Annotated in this window: 4 protein-coding genes and 1 pseudogene; 2 read left to right on the top strand and 3 right to left on the bottom strand. The window is 72.2% G+C overall.

Annotated elements, in window-relative coordinates; translation table 11 throughout:
• Window positions 1-84 precede the first annotated feature (84 nt).
• From JO379_RS31035 to JO379_RS31045, 3 genes are all read right to left on the bottom strand, one after another.
• The gene (locus tag JO379_RS31035; protein WP_130880876.1) at window positions 85-1,260 is read right to left on the bottom strand and encodes a cytochrome P450; all 1,176 of its coding nucleotides are present in this window, start codon (window positions 1,258-1,260) and stop codon (window positions 85-87) included.
• Between the two features lie 89 nt (window positions 1,261-1,349).
• Window positions 1,350-2,408 carry a DegT/DnrJ/EryC1/StrS family aminotransferase gene (locus tag JO379_RS31040; protein ID WP_130880875.1) on the bottom strand — a complete coding sequence of 353 codons (1,059 nt, stop codon included), beginning with the start codon at window positions 2,406-2,408 and terminating at the stop codon, window positions 1,350-1,352.
• Between the two features lie 11 nt (window positions 2,409-2,419).
• Window positions 2,420-3,808, bottom strand: a complete 1,389-nt coding sequence (locus tag JO379_RS31045) for a glycosyltransferase (protein ID WP_209518054.1) — start codon at window positions 3,806-3,808, stop codon at window positions 2,420-2,422.
• Window positions 3,809-4,246: 438 nt separating this feature from the next.
• Between JO379_RS31045 and JO379_RS31050 the strand changes: the two are divergent.
• A pseudogene (locus tag JO379_RS31050) lies at window positions 4,247-7,171 on the top strand (type I polyketide synthase); the annotation flags it as partial.
• Window positions 7,172-7,464: 293 nt separating this feature from the next.
• Complete coding sequence (locus JO379_RS31055; protein ID WP_209518058.1) at window positions 7,465-16,959, top strand: type I polyketide synthase; 9,495 nt, start codon at window positions 7,465-7,467, stop codon at window positions 16,957-16,959.
• The last annotated feature ends 20 nt before the right edge of the window (window positions 16,960-16,979 follow it).

The raw sequence follows: 16,979 nt of genomic DNA on the forward strand, positions 1-16,979 counted from the left end.
AATCGATACCTTCTCGCGTGCCCGGTACACGACGGGCCGGACGGGGGAGTCCGAGTCCCCCGTCCGACCCGCGGGCGAACGCCGCTACCAGCGCACGGGCAGCGCGTGCAGCCCGAAGAGCACGCCGTCGTACTTCAGCGGCAGCTCCTCGACCGGCACCGCGAGTTCCAGCGTCGGGATCCGCTCGAACAGCGACCGGTAGGCGAGTTCCATCTCGACCCGGACCAGGTTCTGCCCCAGGCACTGGTGCACCCCGTAGCCGAACGCCACGTGGTGGCGCGCGGACCGGCTGGGATCGAACTGGTGCGGGCACTCGAAGACGGTCTCGTCGTGGTTGGCCGCGGCGACGAGCGGGACGATGCCCTCGCCCGCCTTGATGAGCTGCCCGCCGATCTCCACGTCCTCGACGGCGACCCGGAAGGCCACCAGGTCGGCGACGGAGTAGTAGCGCAGCAGCTCCTCCACCGCCCGGTCGTCACCGATCCACTGCGGGTTCATCAGCAGCGTCACCGCGCCGAGCCCGATGTTGTTCGCCGTCGTCTCGTGGCCGGCGATGAGCAACAGCATCCCCACGCCCGACAGTTCCTGCGGGGTCAGCTTGCCGTCCGCCAGCAGCCGGCTCATCAGGTCGTCGCCCGGCCGCTTCGTCTTGAGCGCGATCAGCCGGTTGAGATAGCGCAGCAGCGCCTTGGTGGCCGCCTCCCGCTGCTCGTCGGTCGAGGTCAGAGTGACCAGCACCCGGGTCTGGGCCTCGAAGAAGTCGCAGTCGGCCTTCGGTACCCCCAGCAGCCTGGAGATCACCAGCGACGGCACGGGCAGCGCGAAGTCCGAGATGAGATCGGCGGAGTTGCCTCCGGCGAGCATGGCGTCGATGCGCTCGTCGACGATCGCCTGGATCACCGGCCGCATCTCCCTGATACGGCGCACGGTGAACTCGGGGATCAGCGTCTTGCGGAATCGGGTGTGCTCCGGCGGGTCCAGGGCCACGAACCAGCCGGGCACCTGGTCCTGGGCCGGTACCCCACCGGTCTTCGCCGGACGGGGGAAGCCCGGGTGCGAGGGATTGGAGCTGATCCGGGGGTCGGTGAGCACGGCCCGGACCTCTTCGTGCCGGGTCACCAGCCAGACCGACGCGCCGGTGGGCAGCGTCGAGCGGACGAGCCCCTCGCGCTTGCGCAGGCCCGCGTACTCCTCCGGCGGATAGGGCCGGCCGGGCCGCCGCAACGGGAAGCCGACCAGGTTCGAATCGGTGGTAGTCATGTGTGCAGTTCCCTGAGGGTCGAAACGTCCCAGTCGTGGGCAGTGGGTTGCCGTGGGGGCGGCCGCCGGCCGCCCCCACGGTCCCGGGGTCAGCGCGCGTCGTAGAACTCGCGGATCTTCCCGATGATGTAGTTCTGGTCGTCCTCGGTCAGGCCCGTGTGGGTCGGCAGATAGAAGCCGTCCTCGCTGAACCGGGTCGCGTTCAGCGTCGGCCAGACCGGGTCGAGATAGCCGGGCTGCATGCTCATCGGCTTGAAGAACACCCGGGTCTCGATGGAGGCGTCGGCCAGGAACGCGCGCAGCTCCTCACGGCGCTCGGCGCGCAGGTCGTACATCCACAGCACGTCCCGCGGGGGCATCAGGGTGATCCCCTCGATGCCCCGCAGGCCCTCGTCGTAGCGCTTCTCTATCTCCCGGCGGGTGGCCAGGATCTCGTCGAGCTGCTCCACCTGGGCCAGTGCGACGGCGGCCTGGAGGTTCGTCATACGGAAGTTGTAGGCGAGCTTCTTGTGCAGGAAGTTGTGCGCCTTGTTGAAGGCCATCCCCCGCAGATGGGCCATCTGCTCGGCCAGCCGGGGGTCGTTGGTGAGGCAGACGCCGCCCTCACCGGAGGTGATGATCTTGTTGGCGAAGAGCGAGTAACAGGCGATGTCACCGACCGGCCGTACGCCGTGCGCCTCCGCCGAGTCCTCCACGACCCGCAGGTTGTAGTCGTGGGCCAGCTCCATGATCGCGTCCATGTCGCACCGGCGCCCGTAGACGTGCACCGGCATGATGACCTTCGTGCGCTCGGTGATCTTCTCCTCGATGCGGGAGACATCGATATTGAGGTCGTCCCCGCAGTCCACGAACACCGGGGTCGCGCCCAGATACGTCGCCGACCACGCGCTCGCGATCATCGTGAATTCGGGGATCAGCACCTCGTCGCCCGGGCCGACCCCGAGCGCCCGCAGGGCGAGGGTCAGCGCCGTGGTCCCGGAGGAACAGGCGACTCCGTGCGCGACACCGTTGTACCGCGCGAATTCGCTCTCGAATTCCTTGACCTTGGGGCCCTGCGACGAGATCCAGCCGTCGTTGATCGCCTCGGTCACATAGGAAAGTTCCCGCCCCTTGAGCCAGGGCTGCGAAACCGGATACGTGAATGCCATGGAAACCTCGCTCAGTCCTTTGCCAGTGCGGGGAGTCCAAGGATCAGATCGGCCGCGGCGCCCCGCCCGCCGGCCGCCCGCAGAATCTGTCCGAAGTGCTCGGCGCGCTCGCGGAACGAACGGTCGCCGAGCACCCTGGCCAGCTTGTCGACCACGTCGTCCGCGTCGACGGTCTCGGGGCGGTCGAGCTTCAGGCTCACCCCGAAGTCCTGACCCCGCCGGGCCTGGTCGTCGCAGTCCACCCACAACGGCCTGACGACCAGGGGCTTGCCGAAGTACAGGCCCTCGTGGAAACCGTTGCCGCCCGCGTGCGTGAAGAAGACCTTCACACTCGGGTGGGCCAGCACATCGAGCTGGGAGGGAACCCAGTCCACGATCCGCAGATTGTCCGGCAGCAGCTCCGCCGAAGGCAGCAGCTTCTGCTGCTCCTTGGGCAGCTTCCACAGGAACTGGTGCCGGTCGCTCATCCGCCGCGCGACCTCCACCAGCGACGCGACGTGCGCCCGCGTCAGCCTGGTGATCGTGCCGAACCCCATGTAGACCACGGAGTCGTTGCGCGCGAGCCAGTCCGAGAGGCCGTCGTCCTCGGGCGCCTGAGGCAGCGGCGGCACCATCGTGCCGACCAGCCGCATCTTGGGGGGAACGGGGAACGGGTAGTCCAGCTCGGGCACCGAATAGCACAGGACCAGCTCGGACTTGTCGATCCGGACCATCATCCCGCGCGCCTCGGGAGAGATGCCCAGCTCCTCGCGGACCCGGTTGTCCTCCTCCACCACCTTGCGCATGTCGGACGTCAGGAACAGCCCCAGCGTGCGCAGGCGGAACAGATGGTTGGCCGCCCGCTGCGCGGGGGTCATGTCCAACGGCAGACCCGTGTGCGGCACGGGGAAGTGGGCCGGCGTGTACGACTTGGCGAAGGGCACGTGCGAGGTCAGCACATTGCTGGGCAGGAACGGCACACCCAGCACGAACGGGATCTTCTTGGTGACCGCCAGCTCGTACGCGTACTGGCACATGCTCTCGATGACCATCAGCGCCGGCTTGACCTCGTCCACCACGGCCTCGAGCGCCCGGTACTTCGCCACCCGCGAGCGGGGGGCGAACGAATGCTTGATGACCGCCCGGTGCGCCTTGAACCTCGACCGCTGCGTCACCTCCCGGTACGTCTTGTCGTCCCAGGTGACGGCCGACATCTCGGGCACCACCTCGCCCAGGGAGGCGAACTCCACCGGGGTGTCCACCTTGAGCGCCTCGATCTCCGAGCGCCGGTTCCCGTCCGTCGCGAACCACAGGTCCTCGACGCCCCGGCGGGACAGCTCCTCGGCCAGGACGAGCAGCGGATTCAGCAGTCCGCTTTCGGGATAACTGACAAACAGAATCGGCCGCCGAGTCGAGCCCATGACAATAACCCTCCAGAAGTGGCGGCCCGGCAGTTCGGCGCCAGGTGTGCGCACGGCCGGTCGCCGAGTGGCCGCGTCTCCATCGATGCCCGCGTCCACGGCCGGCGTCGTCCGCCCGGGACGTCAAGGGACAAGAGTGCGGGAAGAAGCGTGACAGTTACGTGGTCTCACGCCAGGTCGAAGTGAATCCCTAGTCTTGTGCGGCCGACGGATCGGCAGGAGCACCGGACCCGGCCCTGCGTACCGGATATGACACGGCGTCAGCGAAGAGATCGCGTTCTTCTTGTAGGGAAATCTACAGCCTTCCCGCCCATACGATCCGGCTCGAAGTGAAGTATCCGAGCCGACATTCCTCATGGGTGGTGCAGCGTCATGACGAGCGGAGCAGACAGCGCGTCCTGCGGCGCGGGCGATCAGGGGGCGGGAGCGCACGCCGCCGACCCGGTGGCGATCGTCGGCATGGCGTGCCGGTACCCCGGCGGCGTGCGGTCGGCCGCGGACCTGTGGGACGTGGTCGCCTCCGGCCAGGACGTGATCTCCGCGTTCCCCGCCGACCGCGGCTGGGACCTGGAGGCCCTCGCCGGTACCGGCCGGGGCTCCAGCGCCGCCCGTGAGGGCGGCTTCCTCTACGACGCGGCCGACTTCGACGCCGGCTTCTTCGGCATTTCCCCGCGTGAGGCGCTGGGCATGGACCCGCAGCAGCGCCTGACGCTGGAGGTGTCCTGGGAGGCGGTCGAACACGCCGGGATCGACCCGGTGAGCCTGCGCGGCAGCCGCACCGGGGTCTTCGTCGGCACCAGCGGCCAGGACTACGCGCTCGTCACCCAGCACTCGGCGGAGGACCTGGAAGGGCACTCCCTGACGGGACTGTCCCCGGCCGTGGCCTCCGGCCGGGTGGCCTACACCCTCGGACTGGAGGGACCGGCGATCACCGTGGACACGGCCGCCTCCTCCTCCCTGGTGGCCCTGCACTGGGCGGCGCGGTCGCTGCGCGCGGGGGAGTGCTCGCTCGCCCTGGCCGGCGGGGTGACGGTCATGTCCACCCCCGCCGCCTTCGTCGGGCACTCCCGGCAGGGCGGCCTGGCCCCCGACGGCCGCTGCAAGGTCTTCTCCGACGACGCGGACGGCACGGCCTGGGCCGAGGGCGTCGGCATGGTGCTGCTGGAACGGCTGTCGGACGCGCGGCGCAACGGTCATCCGGTGCTGGCGGTGCTGCGGGGCAGTGCGGTGAATCAGGATGGTGCGTCGAACGGTCTGACGGCGCCGAACGGTCCGTCGCAGCAGCGGGTCATCCGCCAGGCGCTCGCCAGCGGCGGACTGTCCCCTGAAGACGTCGACGCGGTGGAGGCGCACGGTACGGGTACGAGGCTGGGTGACCCGATCGAGGCGCAGGCGCTGCTGGCCACGTACGGGCAGGGTCGTGAGGTGCCGTTGCGGCTGGGTTCGCTGAAGTCGAACATCGGTCATACGCAGGCCGCGGCGGGTGTCGCGGGTGTCATCAAGATGGTCATGGCGATGCGCCACGGCGTCCTCCCCAAGACCCTGCACGTCGATACGCCCACAGCACGGGCCGACTGGTCGGCGGGCGCCGTGGAACTGCTCACCGACACCGTGCCGTGGCCGGAGACGGGGCGCGTCCGGCGCGCCGGGGTGTCGTCGTTCGGCATCAGCGGCACCAACGCGCACGCGGTGCTGGAGCAGGCCCCGCCGGTCGCCGAACCGGTACGGGAGCCGGGCTCGGGCACGGAGCCCGCTGTGGTGCCGTGGGTGGTGTCCGCCCGCACCGAGGAGGCGCTCGACGCCCAATTGGACCGCGTCAGGCCGCTCGCGGCCGCCGACGCCGGACTCTCACCGGTGGACGTCGGCTTCTCCCTGGCGGCCGGCCGGTCGGTCTTCGAGCACCGTGCCGTGCTGCTCGCCGCACGGGGCGAGACCGCCCTCGCGGCACGCGGTACGGCTGGCGGCGCGGGAGCCCTGGCGGTGCTGTTCCCCGGGCAGGGGAGCCAGCGCCTCGGCATGGGCCGGGAGCTGTACGGACGGTTCCCCGTCTTCGCCGACGCCCTGGACAAGGCGCTGTCCGTCCTCGACCGCTATGTGCCGCGCCCGCTCCGGGAGGTGATGTGGGGCGAGGACCCGGAGGAGCTGAACCTCACCGGCTACACCCAGACCGCCCTGTTCGCGGTCGAGGTGGCGCTGTTCCGCCTGGTGGAGTCCTTCGGTGTCACACCGGAGTTCGTGGCCGGCCACTCCATCGGCGAGGTGGCGGCCGCCCATGTGGCCGGCGTGTTCTCGCTGGAGGACGCCTGCCGCCTGGTGGCCGAGCGCGGCCGGCTGATGCAGGAGGTCGCGGACCGCGGCGCGATGGTCGCCGTCCAGGCGACCGAGGACGAGGTGCAGCCGCTGCTGACCGGCAAGGTGTCGATCGCCGCGGTCAACGGCCCGTCGTCGGTGGTCGTCTCCGGAAACCGGGAAACGGTCCTGGAGATCGCGGGACGACTGGCGGCCGACGGGCGCAAGACCTCACGGCTGCGGGTGACGATGGCCGCCCACTCTCCGCTGATGGAACCGATGCTCGACGAGTTCCGCGCGGTCCTCGAAGGCCTGACGTTCTCCGCCCCGCACCTGCCCGTGGTCTCCAACCTCACCGGCCGCGTCGCCGAGCAGGGGGAACTGTGCTCACCGGAGTACTGGGTGCGGCACGTACGCCGGGCCGTCCGCTTCGCCGACGGCATCACGACCCTGCACACGGCCGGCGTGGGCGTCACCCTCGAACTGGGCCCCGGCGGGATCCTCTCCGCCATGGCCAGGGACTGCCTGGGCGCGGCGGACCTCACCGTGGTACCCGCCCTGCGCGACGACCGCGGCGAGGAGACCGCCCTGCTGACCGCGCTGAGCCGACTGCACGTCATCGGCGTGCCGGTGGACTGGCCGCGGATGTTCGAGGGCACGGCCGCCCACCGGGTGGACCTGCCGACGTACGCCTTCCAGCGCGAGCGCTTCTGGCCGATCGGGGCGGACACCACCTTGCGGCACACGGCGGCCGACGGTGACCACGCCGAGGCGGGGCCCGCACCCGCACCGGCCGGCCGGGCGCTGCCGCTCGGCGCGCGTCTGGAGTCGATGCCCGCCGACCGGCGTACCGGCTATCTGCTCGACCTCGTACGCTCCGAGGCCGCCGCCGTGCTCGGGCACAGCGGCGTGGGGCGCGTCGGCGCCCACCACATCTTCAAGGAACTGGGCTTCGACTCGCTCACCGCGGTCGAACTCTGTGACCGGCTGAGCGCCGTCACCGGGCTGCGGCTGCCCAGCTCGCTCGTCTTCGACTGCCCGACACCGGCGTCGGTCGCCGACCATCTGCTGGCGCACCTCGTGGACGGCTCACCGGAGTCGGCTCTCCAGGAACTCGACACGCTGGAGGCCGTGGTGCGGGCCGCGGCGGCGGACGCCACGGACGCCGAGCGCGCGGCGATCGCCGCGCGCCTGGACCAACTCGTCGTCTCACTCAGGGAATTGACGGGAACGGCGGAGCTGCCCGACGACTCCGAAGAGGACATCAAGACAGCGTCGGTCGACAGACTGCTCGACATCATCGACGAAGAATTCGAAATCGCTTAAAGATCGACAGCTTTCGTTCATAACGGGATGAGGACGGACCGGTGCAGGAAGACCAGCAGGACAAAGTTGTCGACTACTTGAGGCGAGTCGCCGCAGACCTCCGACGTGCGCGCCAGCGCATCGACGAACTGGAGTCCAAGAGCCGCGAGCCGATCGCGATCGTGGGCATGGGCTGCCGGTTCCCCGGCGGGGTCAGCTCGCCGGAGGGACTGTGGGACCTGGTCGCCTCCGAGGGCGACGCCATCTCCGGCTTCCCGGCCGACCGCGGCTGGGACCTGGCCGCGCTGACCGGCGACGGCGAGGGCCACAGCGACACCCACGAGGGCGGCTTCCTCTACGAGGCGGGCGACTTCGACGCCGGCTTCTTCGGGATCTCCCCGCGTGAGGCGCTGGGCATGGACCCGCAGCAGCGGCTGCTGCTGGAGGTCTCCTGGGAGGCCCTGGAGCGGGCCGGCATCGACCCGCTGTCGCTGCGCGGCAGCCAGGCGGGCGTCTTCGTCGGCTCGTACCACTGGAACCCGGGCACGGCCCGGGCGACGGGCGAACTGGACGGCCACGCGCTGACCGGCACCGCGGCCAGCGTCCTGTCGGGACGGCTCGCCTACACCCTGGGCCTCGAAGGCCCGGCGCTCACCGTCGACACCGCCTGCTCGTCCTCGCTGGTGGCCCTGCACGTCGCGATGCGGTCGCTGCGGGACGACGAGTGCTCGCTCGCCGTCGTCGGCGGCGTCACCGTCCTGTCCGACCCCGCCGTGTTCGTCGAGTTCAGCAAGCAGGGCGGCCTGGCCCCCGACGGCCGCTGCAAGGCGTTCTCCGACGCGGCCGACGGCACGGGCTGGTCCGAAGGAGTCGGCGCACTCGTCGTCGAACGGCTGTCGGACGCGCGGCGCAACGGTCATCCGGTGCTGGCGGTGCTGCGGGGCAGTGCGGTGAATCAGGATGGTGCGTCGAACGGTCTGACGGCGCCGAACGGTCCGTCGCAGCAGCGGGTCATCCGGCAGGCGTTGGCGAACGCGGGTCTGTCGGTGGCCGATGTGGACGCGGTGGAGGCGCACGGTACGGGTACGAGGCTGGGTGACCCGATCGAGGCGCAGGCGCTGCTGGCCACCTATGGCCAGGGTCGTGAGGTGCCCTTGCGGCTGGGTTCGCTGAAGTCGAACATCGGTCATACGCAGGCCGCGGCGGGCGTCGCGGGTGTCATCAAGATGGTCATGGCGATGCGCCACGGCGTCCTCCCCAAGTCCCTGCACAGCGACACCGCCTCGTCCCACGTGGACTGGTCGGCGGGCGCCGTGGAGCTGCTCACCGAGTCGGTCGCCTGGCCGGTGGGGGAGCGGCCGCGCCGCTGCGCGGTGTCCTCCTTCGGCGTCAGCGGCACGAACGCGCACGCGGTGCTGGAGGAAGCACCGCGGGACGCGGAGCCGGCCGCCGAGGAGCCGCCGGCCACGGACAACCCCGCCACCGTGGTCCCCTGGGTGCTCTCCGGCCGGGCCCCGGCCGCCGTGCGCGACCAGGCCGCGAACCTCCTCTCCCGGCTGGACGCCGAACCCGGCCTCCGCCCGGTCGACGTGGGGTACTCCCTCGCCTCCCGGTCGCTGTTCGAACACCGCGCCGTGATGGTGGGCGCCGGCATGGACGACCTGCGGGAGGGACTCGGCGCCCTGGCGGCCGAGGAGACCGCCGCCGCCGTCGTCCAGGGCGTCGCGGACATCGACGGCAAGACGGTGTTCGTGTTCCCCGGCCAGGGTTCGCAGTGGGTGGGCATGGGCGCCCGTCTGCTGGAGGAGTCGCCCGTCTTCGCCGAGAGGCTGGCGGAGTGCGCCCAGGCGCTGGGCGCCTTCGTGGACTGGTCGCTGACGGACGTCCTGCGCCAGATGCCGGGTGCGCCGTCCCTGGAGCGGGTCGACGTCATTCAGCCGGCGTCGTTCGCGGTGATGGTGTCGTTGGCGGCGTTGTGGCAGGCGCACGGTGTGTCTCCGGATGCGGTGGTGGGTCATTCGCAGGGTGAGATCGCGGCTGCGGTGGTGTCGGGTGCGTTGTCGTTGGAGGACGGCGCGCGGGTGGTGGCGCTGCGCAGCCAGGCGATCGGCCGTCGGCTGGCGGGCCGTGGCGGGATGATGTCCGTCGGCCTGCCGGTGGCCGAGGTCGAGGGGCGCTTGGGTGGTTTCGCGGGCCGGGTGTCCGTCGCCGCCGTCAACGGTCCGCGTTCGGTGGTGGTGTCCGGTGACCCGGAGGGTCTGGACGAGCTGACCGCGCGGCTCACGGACGAGGGTGTCCGGGTGCGGCGGATCGCGGTGGACTACGCCTCGCACTCCGCGCAGGTCGAGGACCTGCACGAGGAGCTGCTGTCCGAGCTGGGGCCGATCCGGCCCCGCGAGTCCGACGTGCCCTTCGTCTCGACGGTGTCGGGGGAGTGGCTGGACACCAGCGGCATGGACGCCGAGTACTGGCATCGCAACCTGCGCAACACCGTCCGGTTCGAAGCCGGCATACGGACGCTGCTCGACGCGGACCACGGCGTGTTCGTGGAGGTCAGCTCGCACCCCGTGCTGGCGATGGCCGTACAGGACGTCATCGAGGACGCCGGCGGCCACGCCGTCGCGGTCGGGACCCTGCGGCGCTACGAGGGTGACCTCCACCGCTTCCTGACCTCGCTGGCCGAGGTGTACGTCCGGGGCGTGCCGGTCGACTGGCGGTCCCTCTACACCGGCACCGGTGCCCGCCGGGTGGACCTGCCCACCTACCCGTTCCAGCACGAACGCCTCTGGGCCATGCCGCACGAGGTCGAACTCCTCGCGGCGGCGGACCCCGCCGACACCGAGTTCTGGGCCGCCGTGGAGCGGGAGGACCTCGGCTCGCTCACCTCCCGACTGCACATCGACGAGGACTCCCTCGCCGCCGTCCTGCCCGCCCTCTCGTCGTGGCGCCGTGAGCGCCGTGAGCAGTCCGCGCTGGACGCGTGGCGTTACCGCGTGGCCTGGTCACCGCTGAGCGGTGTGCCGAAGGCCTCGCTGTCGGGCACCTGGCTCGTGGTCACGGCCGAGGGCATCGCGGACGACGACGTGGTGACCGCACTGACCGGCCAGGACGCCGAGGTGCGCCGTCTGGTCCTGGACGACTCCTGCGTCGACCGCGCCGTCCTCGCGGCCCGGCTCGATGACGCCCACGACGTGGCGGGCATCGTCTCCGTGCTGGCGGCGGCGGAACAGCCGAGCACCGCGTACCCGCAACTCGCCTCCGGCCTCGCCCTGACCGTCTCGCTCGTCCAGGCCCTGGGCGACACGGGCATCGACGCACCGCTGTGGTGCCTGACCCGTGGCGCGGTATCGACCGGCCGCTCGGACCTGGTCACCCATCCGGTACAGGCACAGGTGCACGGCGTGGGCTGGACGGCCGCGCTGGAACACCCGCAGCGCTGGGGCGGTCTCGTCGACCTGCCCGACACGCTCGACGAGCGCGCCGGCCGACGGCTCGCGGCCGTCCTGGCGGGCACCACCGGCGAGGACCAGCTCGCGATCCGGTCCTCCGGCGTCTTCACCCGGCGGGTGGTCCGGGCCGCCGCCGGCGGCCAGGGCGCGGGACGCGGCTGGCGGCCGCACGGTACGACGCTGATCACCGGCGGCTCCGGGGCGCTGGCCCCGGACCTCGCACGGTGGCTCGCGGCCCAGGGCGCCGAACACCTCGTGCTGGTCAGCCGCCGGGGCCCGGCCGCGCCCGGCGCCACGGAGCTGATCGCCGAACTCGCCGAGCTGGGCACCGAGGCCGAAGCGGTCGCCTGTGACATCAGCGACCGCGACGCGGTCGCCGGGCTGCTGTCGGGACTGGGAGCCGACGGTCGCGCCGTGCGGACGGTCGTGCACGCCGCGGCGGTCATCGAGCTGGAGTCGCTGGCCGAGACCACCATGGAGGAGTTCGCCAGGGTCGTCCACGCCAAGGTCGCCGGTGCCCGGCACCTGGACGAACTGCTGGACGACGAGGAACTCGACGCGTTCGTCCTCTTCTCCTCCATCACCGGCATGTGGGGCAGCGGCCGGCACGCCGCGTACGGCGCGGGCAACGCCTATCTGAGCGCGCTGGCCGACCACCGCCGCGCCCGCGGGGCGACCGCCACGTCCCTGCACTGGGGGAAGTGGCCCGACGACGCGGAGGCCGCGCAGCTCGACCCGCACCAGATCCGCCGCAGCGGCCTCGGCTTCATCGACGCGGGCCCGGCACTGGCCGGCATGCGGCGCGCCCTGGACGACGACGAGACGGTACTCGCCATCGCCGACGTCAACTGGGACGTCTACCACCCGATCTTCACATCCGGCCGGCCCACGACGCTGTTCGACGAGGTGCCCGAGGTTCAGCGGCTGACCCGGCCCGTGGCGGCGGCCGTGAACGCCGGCGCCGAAGGAGAGTTCGCGGCCCGGCTGCGCGCCCTGCCCGCCGCCGAGCGGGACCGCCTGCTGCTGGACCTGGTCCGCGGCCAGGCCGCGACCGTCCTCGGCCACGCCTCCGGTGAGGCCTTCCCCGAACGGCGTGCCTTCCGCGACGTCGGCTTCGACTCCGTCACCTCCGTCGACCTGCGCAACCGGCTGGTGACCGCCACCGGACTGCGGCTGCCCAGCACCCTGGTCTTCGACTACCCGACCCCCCTCGCCCTGGCGGAGTTCCTCCGCGACGAGATCGCGGGCACCGCCGCCGCCACCGCTCCCGCGGTGTCCGCCGCCGCGACCGACGAGCCGATCGCGATCGTCGGGATGAGCTGCCGCTACCCCGGCGGCGCGCACACCCCCGAGGACCTGTGGCGGCTGCTCGTCGACGGCGCCGACGTGATCTCCGAGTTCCCCGCCGACCGCGGCTGGGACGCCGACGCGCTCTTCGACCCCGACCCCGACCGGCACGGCCGGACCTACTCCGTCCAGGGCGGGTTCCTGCACGAGGCCGCCGAGTTCGACGCCTCCTTCTTCGGCATCTCCCCCCGTGAGGCAGTGGCGATGGACCCCCAGCAGCGGCTGCTGCTGGAGACCGCGCACGAGGCCCTCGAACGCGCCGGCATCGACCCCGACTCGCTGCGGGGCAGCCCGACCGGCACGTTCATCGGCGCGACCTACCAGGACTACACCTCCGGGGTCCCGAACGCCGCCGAGTCCGAGACCTACATGGCCACCGGCACCGCGTCCAGCGTGCTCTCCGGCCGGGTCTCCTACCTCTTCGGCCTGGAGGGCCCGGCGGTCACGGTCGACACGGCCTGCTCGTCGTCGCTGGTCGCCCTGCACCTGGCCTGCCAGTCGCTGCGCAACGGCGAGAGCACCCTCGCCCTCGCGGGCGGTGTCGCCGTCATGTCGACCCCGAGCCCCTTCATCGGCTTCAGCCGGCAGCGCGCCCTAGCCGTCAACGGCCACTGCAAGCCGTTCTCCGACGACGCGGACGGCATGACCCTCGCCGAGGGCGTCGGCCTCGTCCTGCTGGAGCGGCTCTCCGACGCCCGCCGCAACGGCCACCGGGTCCTCGCGGTCGTCCGCGGCTCGGCCATCAACCAGGACGGCGCGTCCAACGGTCTGACGGCCCCCAACGGCCCCTCCCAGCAGCGCGTCATCCGACAGGCCCTCGCCAACGCGGGCGTCTCGCCCGCCGACGTCGACGTGGTCGAGGCACACGGCACCGGCACCAAGCTGGGCGACCCGATCGAGGCCCAGGCCCTGCTGGCCACCTACGGACAGGACCGGGAGACACCGCTGCGGCTGGGCTCCCTCAAGGCCAACATCGGCCACACCCAGGCCGCCGCCGGTGTCGCCAGCGTCATCAAGATGGTCATGGCCCTGCGGGAAGGCGTCCTGCCCAGGACGGTCAACGTGAGCGAGCCCTCGTCGCGGGTGGACTGGTCCTCGGGTGCGGTGGAGCTGCTGACCGAGACCGAGAAATGGCAGGCGGAGGGACGCACCCGCCGGGCGGGCGTGTCGTCGTTCGGCATCAGCGGCACCAACGCCCACCTCATCCTCGAACAGGCACCGGACACCGAGGCCGACGGCGCCGAACCCGCTCCCGACCACACGGGCGTCGTGCCCTGGCTGGTCTCCGCGAAGTCCGACGCCGCGCTGCGCGACCAGGCCGCCCGGCTGCTCGCCCACGTGGGCGACAGCCCCGAACTGCCTCCCGTGAGCGTCGGCTGGTCACTGGCCACCACCAGGCCCCGCCTGGAGCACCGCGCGGTGCTGCTCGGTGAGACGCACGAGGACTTCACCCGCTGCCTGGAGGCCCTCGCGACAGCCGGCACCACCCCGGGAGTCGTCCGCGGTGTCGCCGCCACCGGCGACGCCGGTCCGGTGTTCGTCTTCCCCGGCCAGGGCTCGCAGTGGTGGGGCATGGGCCGCGAACTGCTGGAGACCTCCGAGGTGTTCCGGTCCGCCGTGGACGACTGCGCCGAGGCCCTCGCCCCGCACATCGACTGGTCGCTGCGCGACGTCCTGGCGGGCACCGGGGACCCTGCGCTGCTGGAGCGCGTCGACGTGGTCCAGCCCGCACTGTTCTCGATGATGGTGGCCCTGTCCGCGCTGTGGCGCTCCCACGGTGTCGAACCCGCCGCCGTGATGGGCCACTCGCAGGGCGAGATCGCCGCGGCGTGCGTCGCGGGCGCCCTGTCCCTGCCGGACGCCGCGGCCGTCGTGGCACTGCGCAGCAAGGCCCTGCTGGCCCTGTCCGGCAGGGGCGGCATGATGTCCGTGGCCGCCTCCGTCGAGCAGGTGACCGCGCTCCTGGGGCCCTGGGGCGACCGGATCTCCCTGGCCGCCGTGAACGGCCCGTCCTCCGTCGTCGTCTCCGGCGACCCCGAAGCCCTTGCCGAGCTCAAGGAACAGTGCGCGACCGAGAAGATCCGCGCCCGCATGGTCGCGGTCGACTACGCCTCGCACGGCTCCCAAGTGGAGCTCATCCAGGACGAGTTGGCGAACCTGCTGGCCTCGGTCACCCCCCGGGCGCCGAAGGTGCCCTTCTACTCGACCGTCACCGGTGAGCGGCTCGACACGCCCGCCATGGACGGCACCTACTGGTACACCAACCTGCGGCAGACCGTACAGCTGGAGCGGGCGACGCGAGCGCTCCTCGCCGACGGGCACCGGCTCTTCGTCGAGACCAGCCCGCACCCCGTCCTCGCCGGGGCCGTGCAGGAGACCGCCGAGTCCGCGGAGATCGAGTCCGCGGTGGCGCTGGGATCGCTGCGCCGCGACGAGGGCGACACCAAGCGCTTCCTGACCTCCCTGGCCGAGGCACACGTACAGGGCGCGCCCGTCGACTGGCGCGCGGTGTTCCCCGCATCCCCCTCCCAGGCCCCCGTCGAGCTGCCCACCTACGCCTTCCAGCGCCGCCGGTACTGGCCGGAGGCGGAGCTGCCCGCCCCGGGCGGACCCGGCACCGGCACGGAAGCCGACACCGCCTTCTGGGGGCTCGTCGAGAACGGCGACCTGGACACCCTGGCCGGCGAACTCGGCGTCGCCGAGAACGACGGACGCTCCTCCCTGGGCGCGCTGCTGCCGGCCCTCTCGGCGTGGCGGACCAAGTCCCGGCAGGCCTCCGCGGCCAACGCCCTGCGCTACAAGGTGGACTGGACCCGGCTCCGCGAGCCCGGCGGCACGACCCCGGCCGGCACCTGGCTGGTGGTCGCACCGGCACGCGGCGCCGACGACCCGTGGGCCACGGCCGTCATCGACGCCCTGGGCCCGGACACCGTCCGCGTCGACGTCGAGGACACCGACCGTGACGTCCTGACCGCACTCCTGGCCGCCACCGCCGAGGGCACACCCGGCCTCACGGGCGTGGTGTCACTGCTCGGCCTCGCCGAGGAGCGGCACCCCGGCTTCACCTCGGTGCCCGACGGGCTGGCCATGACGCTGGCCCTGGTGCAGGCACTGGGTGACGCGGGGATAGGGGCACCGCTGTGGTGCCTCACCCGGGACGCCGTCGCGGTCGGCCGCGACGACAAGGTCACCCACCCCGTCCAGGGCGCACTGTGGGGCCTCGGCCTCGTCACCGCCCTGGAACAGCCCGGCCGCTGGGGCGGTCTGATCGACCTCCCCGACACCGTCGACCCGCGCACCGCCGCCCGCCTGCGCGCCGTCCTGGCCGCACCGGACGGCGAGGACCAGCTGGCCCTCCGCGCCTCGGGGAGCTTCGGCCGCAGGCTCGTCCACGCCGCCCCCGGCGGCAACCGCCCCGAGCGGCGCTGGTGGGAGCGGGGAACCGTGCTCATCACCGGCGGCACGGGCGGCCTCGGCGGCCGCGTCGCCCGGTGGATCACCGAGCGCGGCGCCCGGCACGTCGTCCTCACCAGCCGCCGCGGGCCCGAAGCCCCCGGCGCCGAGGCGCTCCGCGCCGAACTCGAGGGCCTGGGCGCCCAGGTCACCATCGCGGCCTGCGACGCCGCGGACCGCGTCGCGCTGCACGCACTGCTGGCGGGGCTGCCCGCCGAGCTCCCCCTGACGGCCGTGGTCCACGCCGCCGGTGTCGCCGACGGCGACGCCGACGCGCAGTCCCTCACCCTGGAACAGCTCGACGCGCTCCTGCGCTCGAAGCTGACCGCCGCCCTCCACCTGCACGAGGCCACCTCGGACCTCGACCTCGACGCGTTCGTCCTGTTCTCCTCGGGCGCCGGCATCTGGGGCAGCGGCGGACAGGCGGGCTACGCCGCCGCGAACGCCTTCCTCGACACCCTCGCCGAGCACCGCCGGGCCCGGGGCCTGACCGCCACGGCCGTCGCCTGGGGAGCGTGGGCCGAGGCCGGCATGGCCACGGTCGCCGAGGTGCACGACCGGCTGAGCCGGCGCGGCGTCATGTCGATGGAGCCGTCCCTGGCCATTGCCGCCCTCCAGCAGAGCCTCACCGACGACGACACCCAGGTCACGGTGACGGACATGGACTGGGAGCTGTTCACCCCGAGCTTCACCGCCACCCGCCCCAGCCCCCTGCTGTCCGGCATCCCCGAGGTCCGCGCGGTGCTCTCCGCCCAGGAAGCCCCGGCCGGCGACGACGGCGGCGACGAGTCCGCGCTGCGCCGACGGCTCGAATCGCTGTCCGACGCCGAACGCGGCCGCGCCCTGCTCGACGTCGTCCGCGTCGAGGCGTCCGCCACCCTCGGACACGAAGCGGCCGACGCCATCCCCGCCGACCGGGCCTTCCGCGACGTCGGCTTCGATTCCGTGACCGCCATCGAGCTGCGCAACCGGCTCCGGGTGGCGACCGGGCTGGCCCTGCCCGCCGCCCTGGTGTTCGACTACCCGACACCGACCGCGCTCGCCCAGTGCCTGCGCTCGTACCTCTTCCCGGACACCGCACCGGCACAGAAGACGGACGACCCGGACGCGCACATCCGCGAGGCCCTCACCACCGTCCCCATCAGCCGGCTCCGCAAGGCGGGCCTGCTGGACATGGTGTTGCAGCTCGCCAACGAAGAAGCCGAGACCGCCACCGCCGCGCCCGACGCCGCGTCACCGATCGAGTCGATCGACGACATGGACGCCGAAAGCCTGCTGCGACTGGCGACCGAGAGCACGACGAACTGAAAGCGACCTGGAGAAGAACG

Origin of the sequence: Streptomyces syringium (genome assembly GCF_017876625.1) — a bacterium.
GTDB lineage: Bacteria > Actinomycetota > Actinomycetes > Streptomycetales > Streptomycetaceae > Streptomyces > Streptomyces syringius.

Bases quoted from the DNA above. Each gene is read 5' to 3' on its own strand.
- JO379_RS31045 (WP_209518054.1), bottom strand. From the start codon at position 3,808: ATGGGCTCGACTCGGCGGCCGATTCTGTTTGTCAGTTATCCCGAAAGC.
- JO379_RS31040 (WP_130880875.1), bottom strand. From the start codon at position 2,408: ATGGCATTCACGTATCCGGTTTCGCAGCCCTGGCTCAAGGGGCGGGAA.
- JO379_RS31035 (WP_130880876.1), bottom strand. From the start codon at position 1,260: ATGACTACCACCGATTCGAACCTGGTCGGCTTCCCGTTGCGGCGGCCC.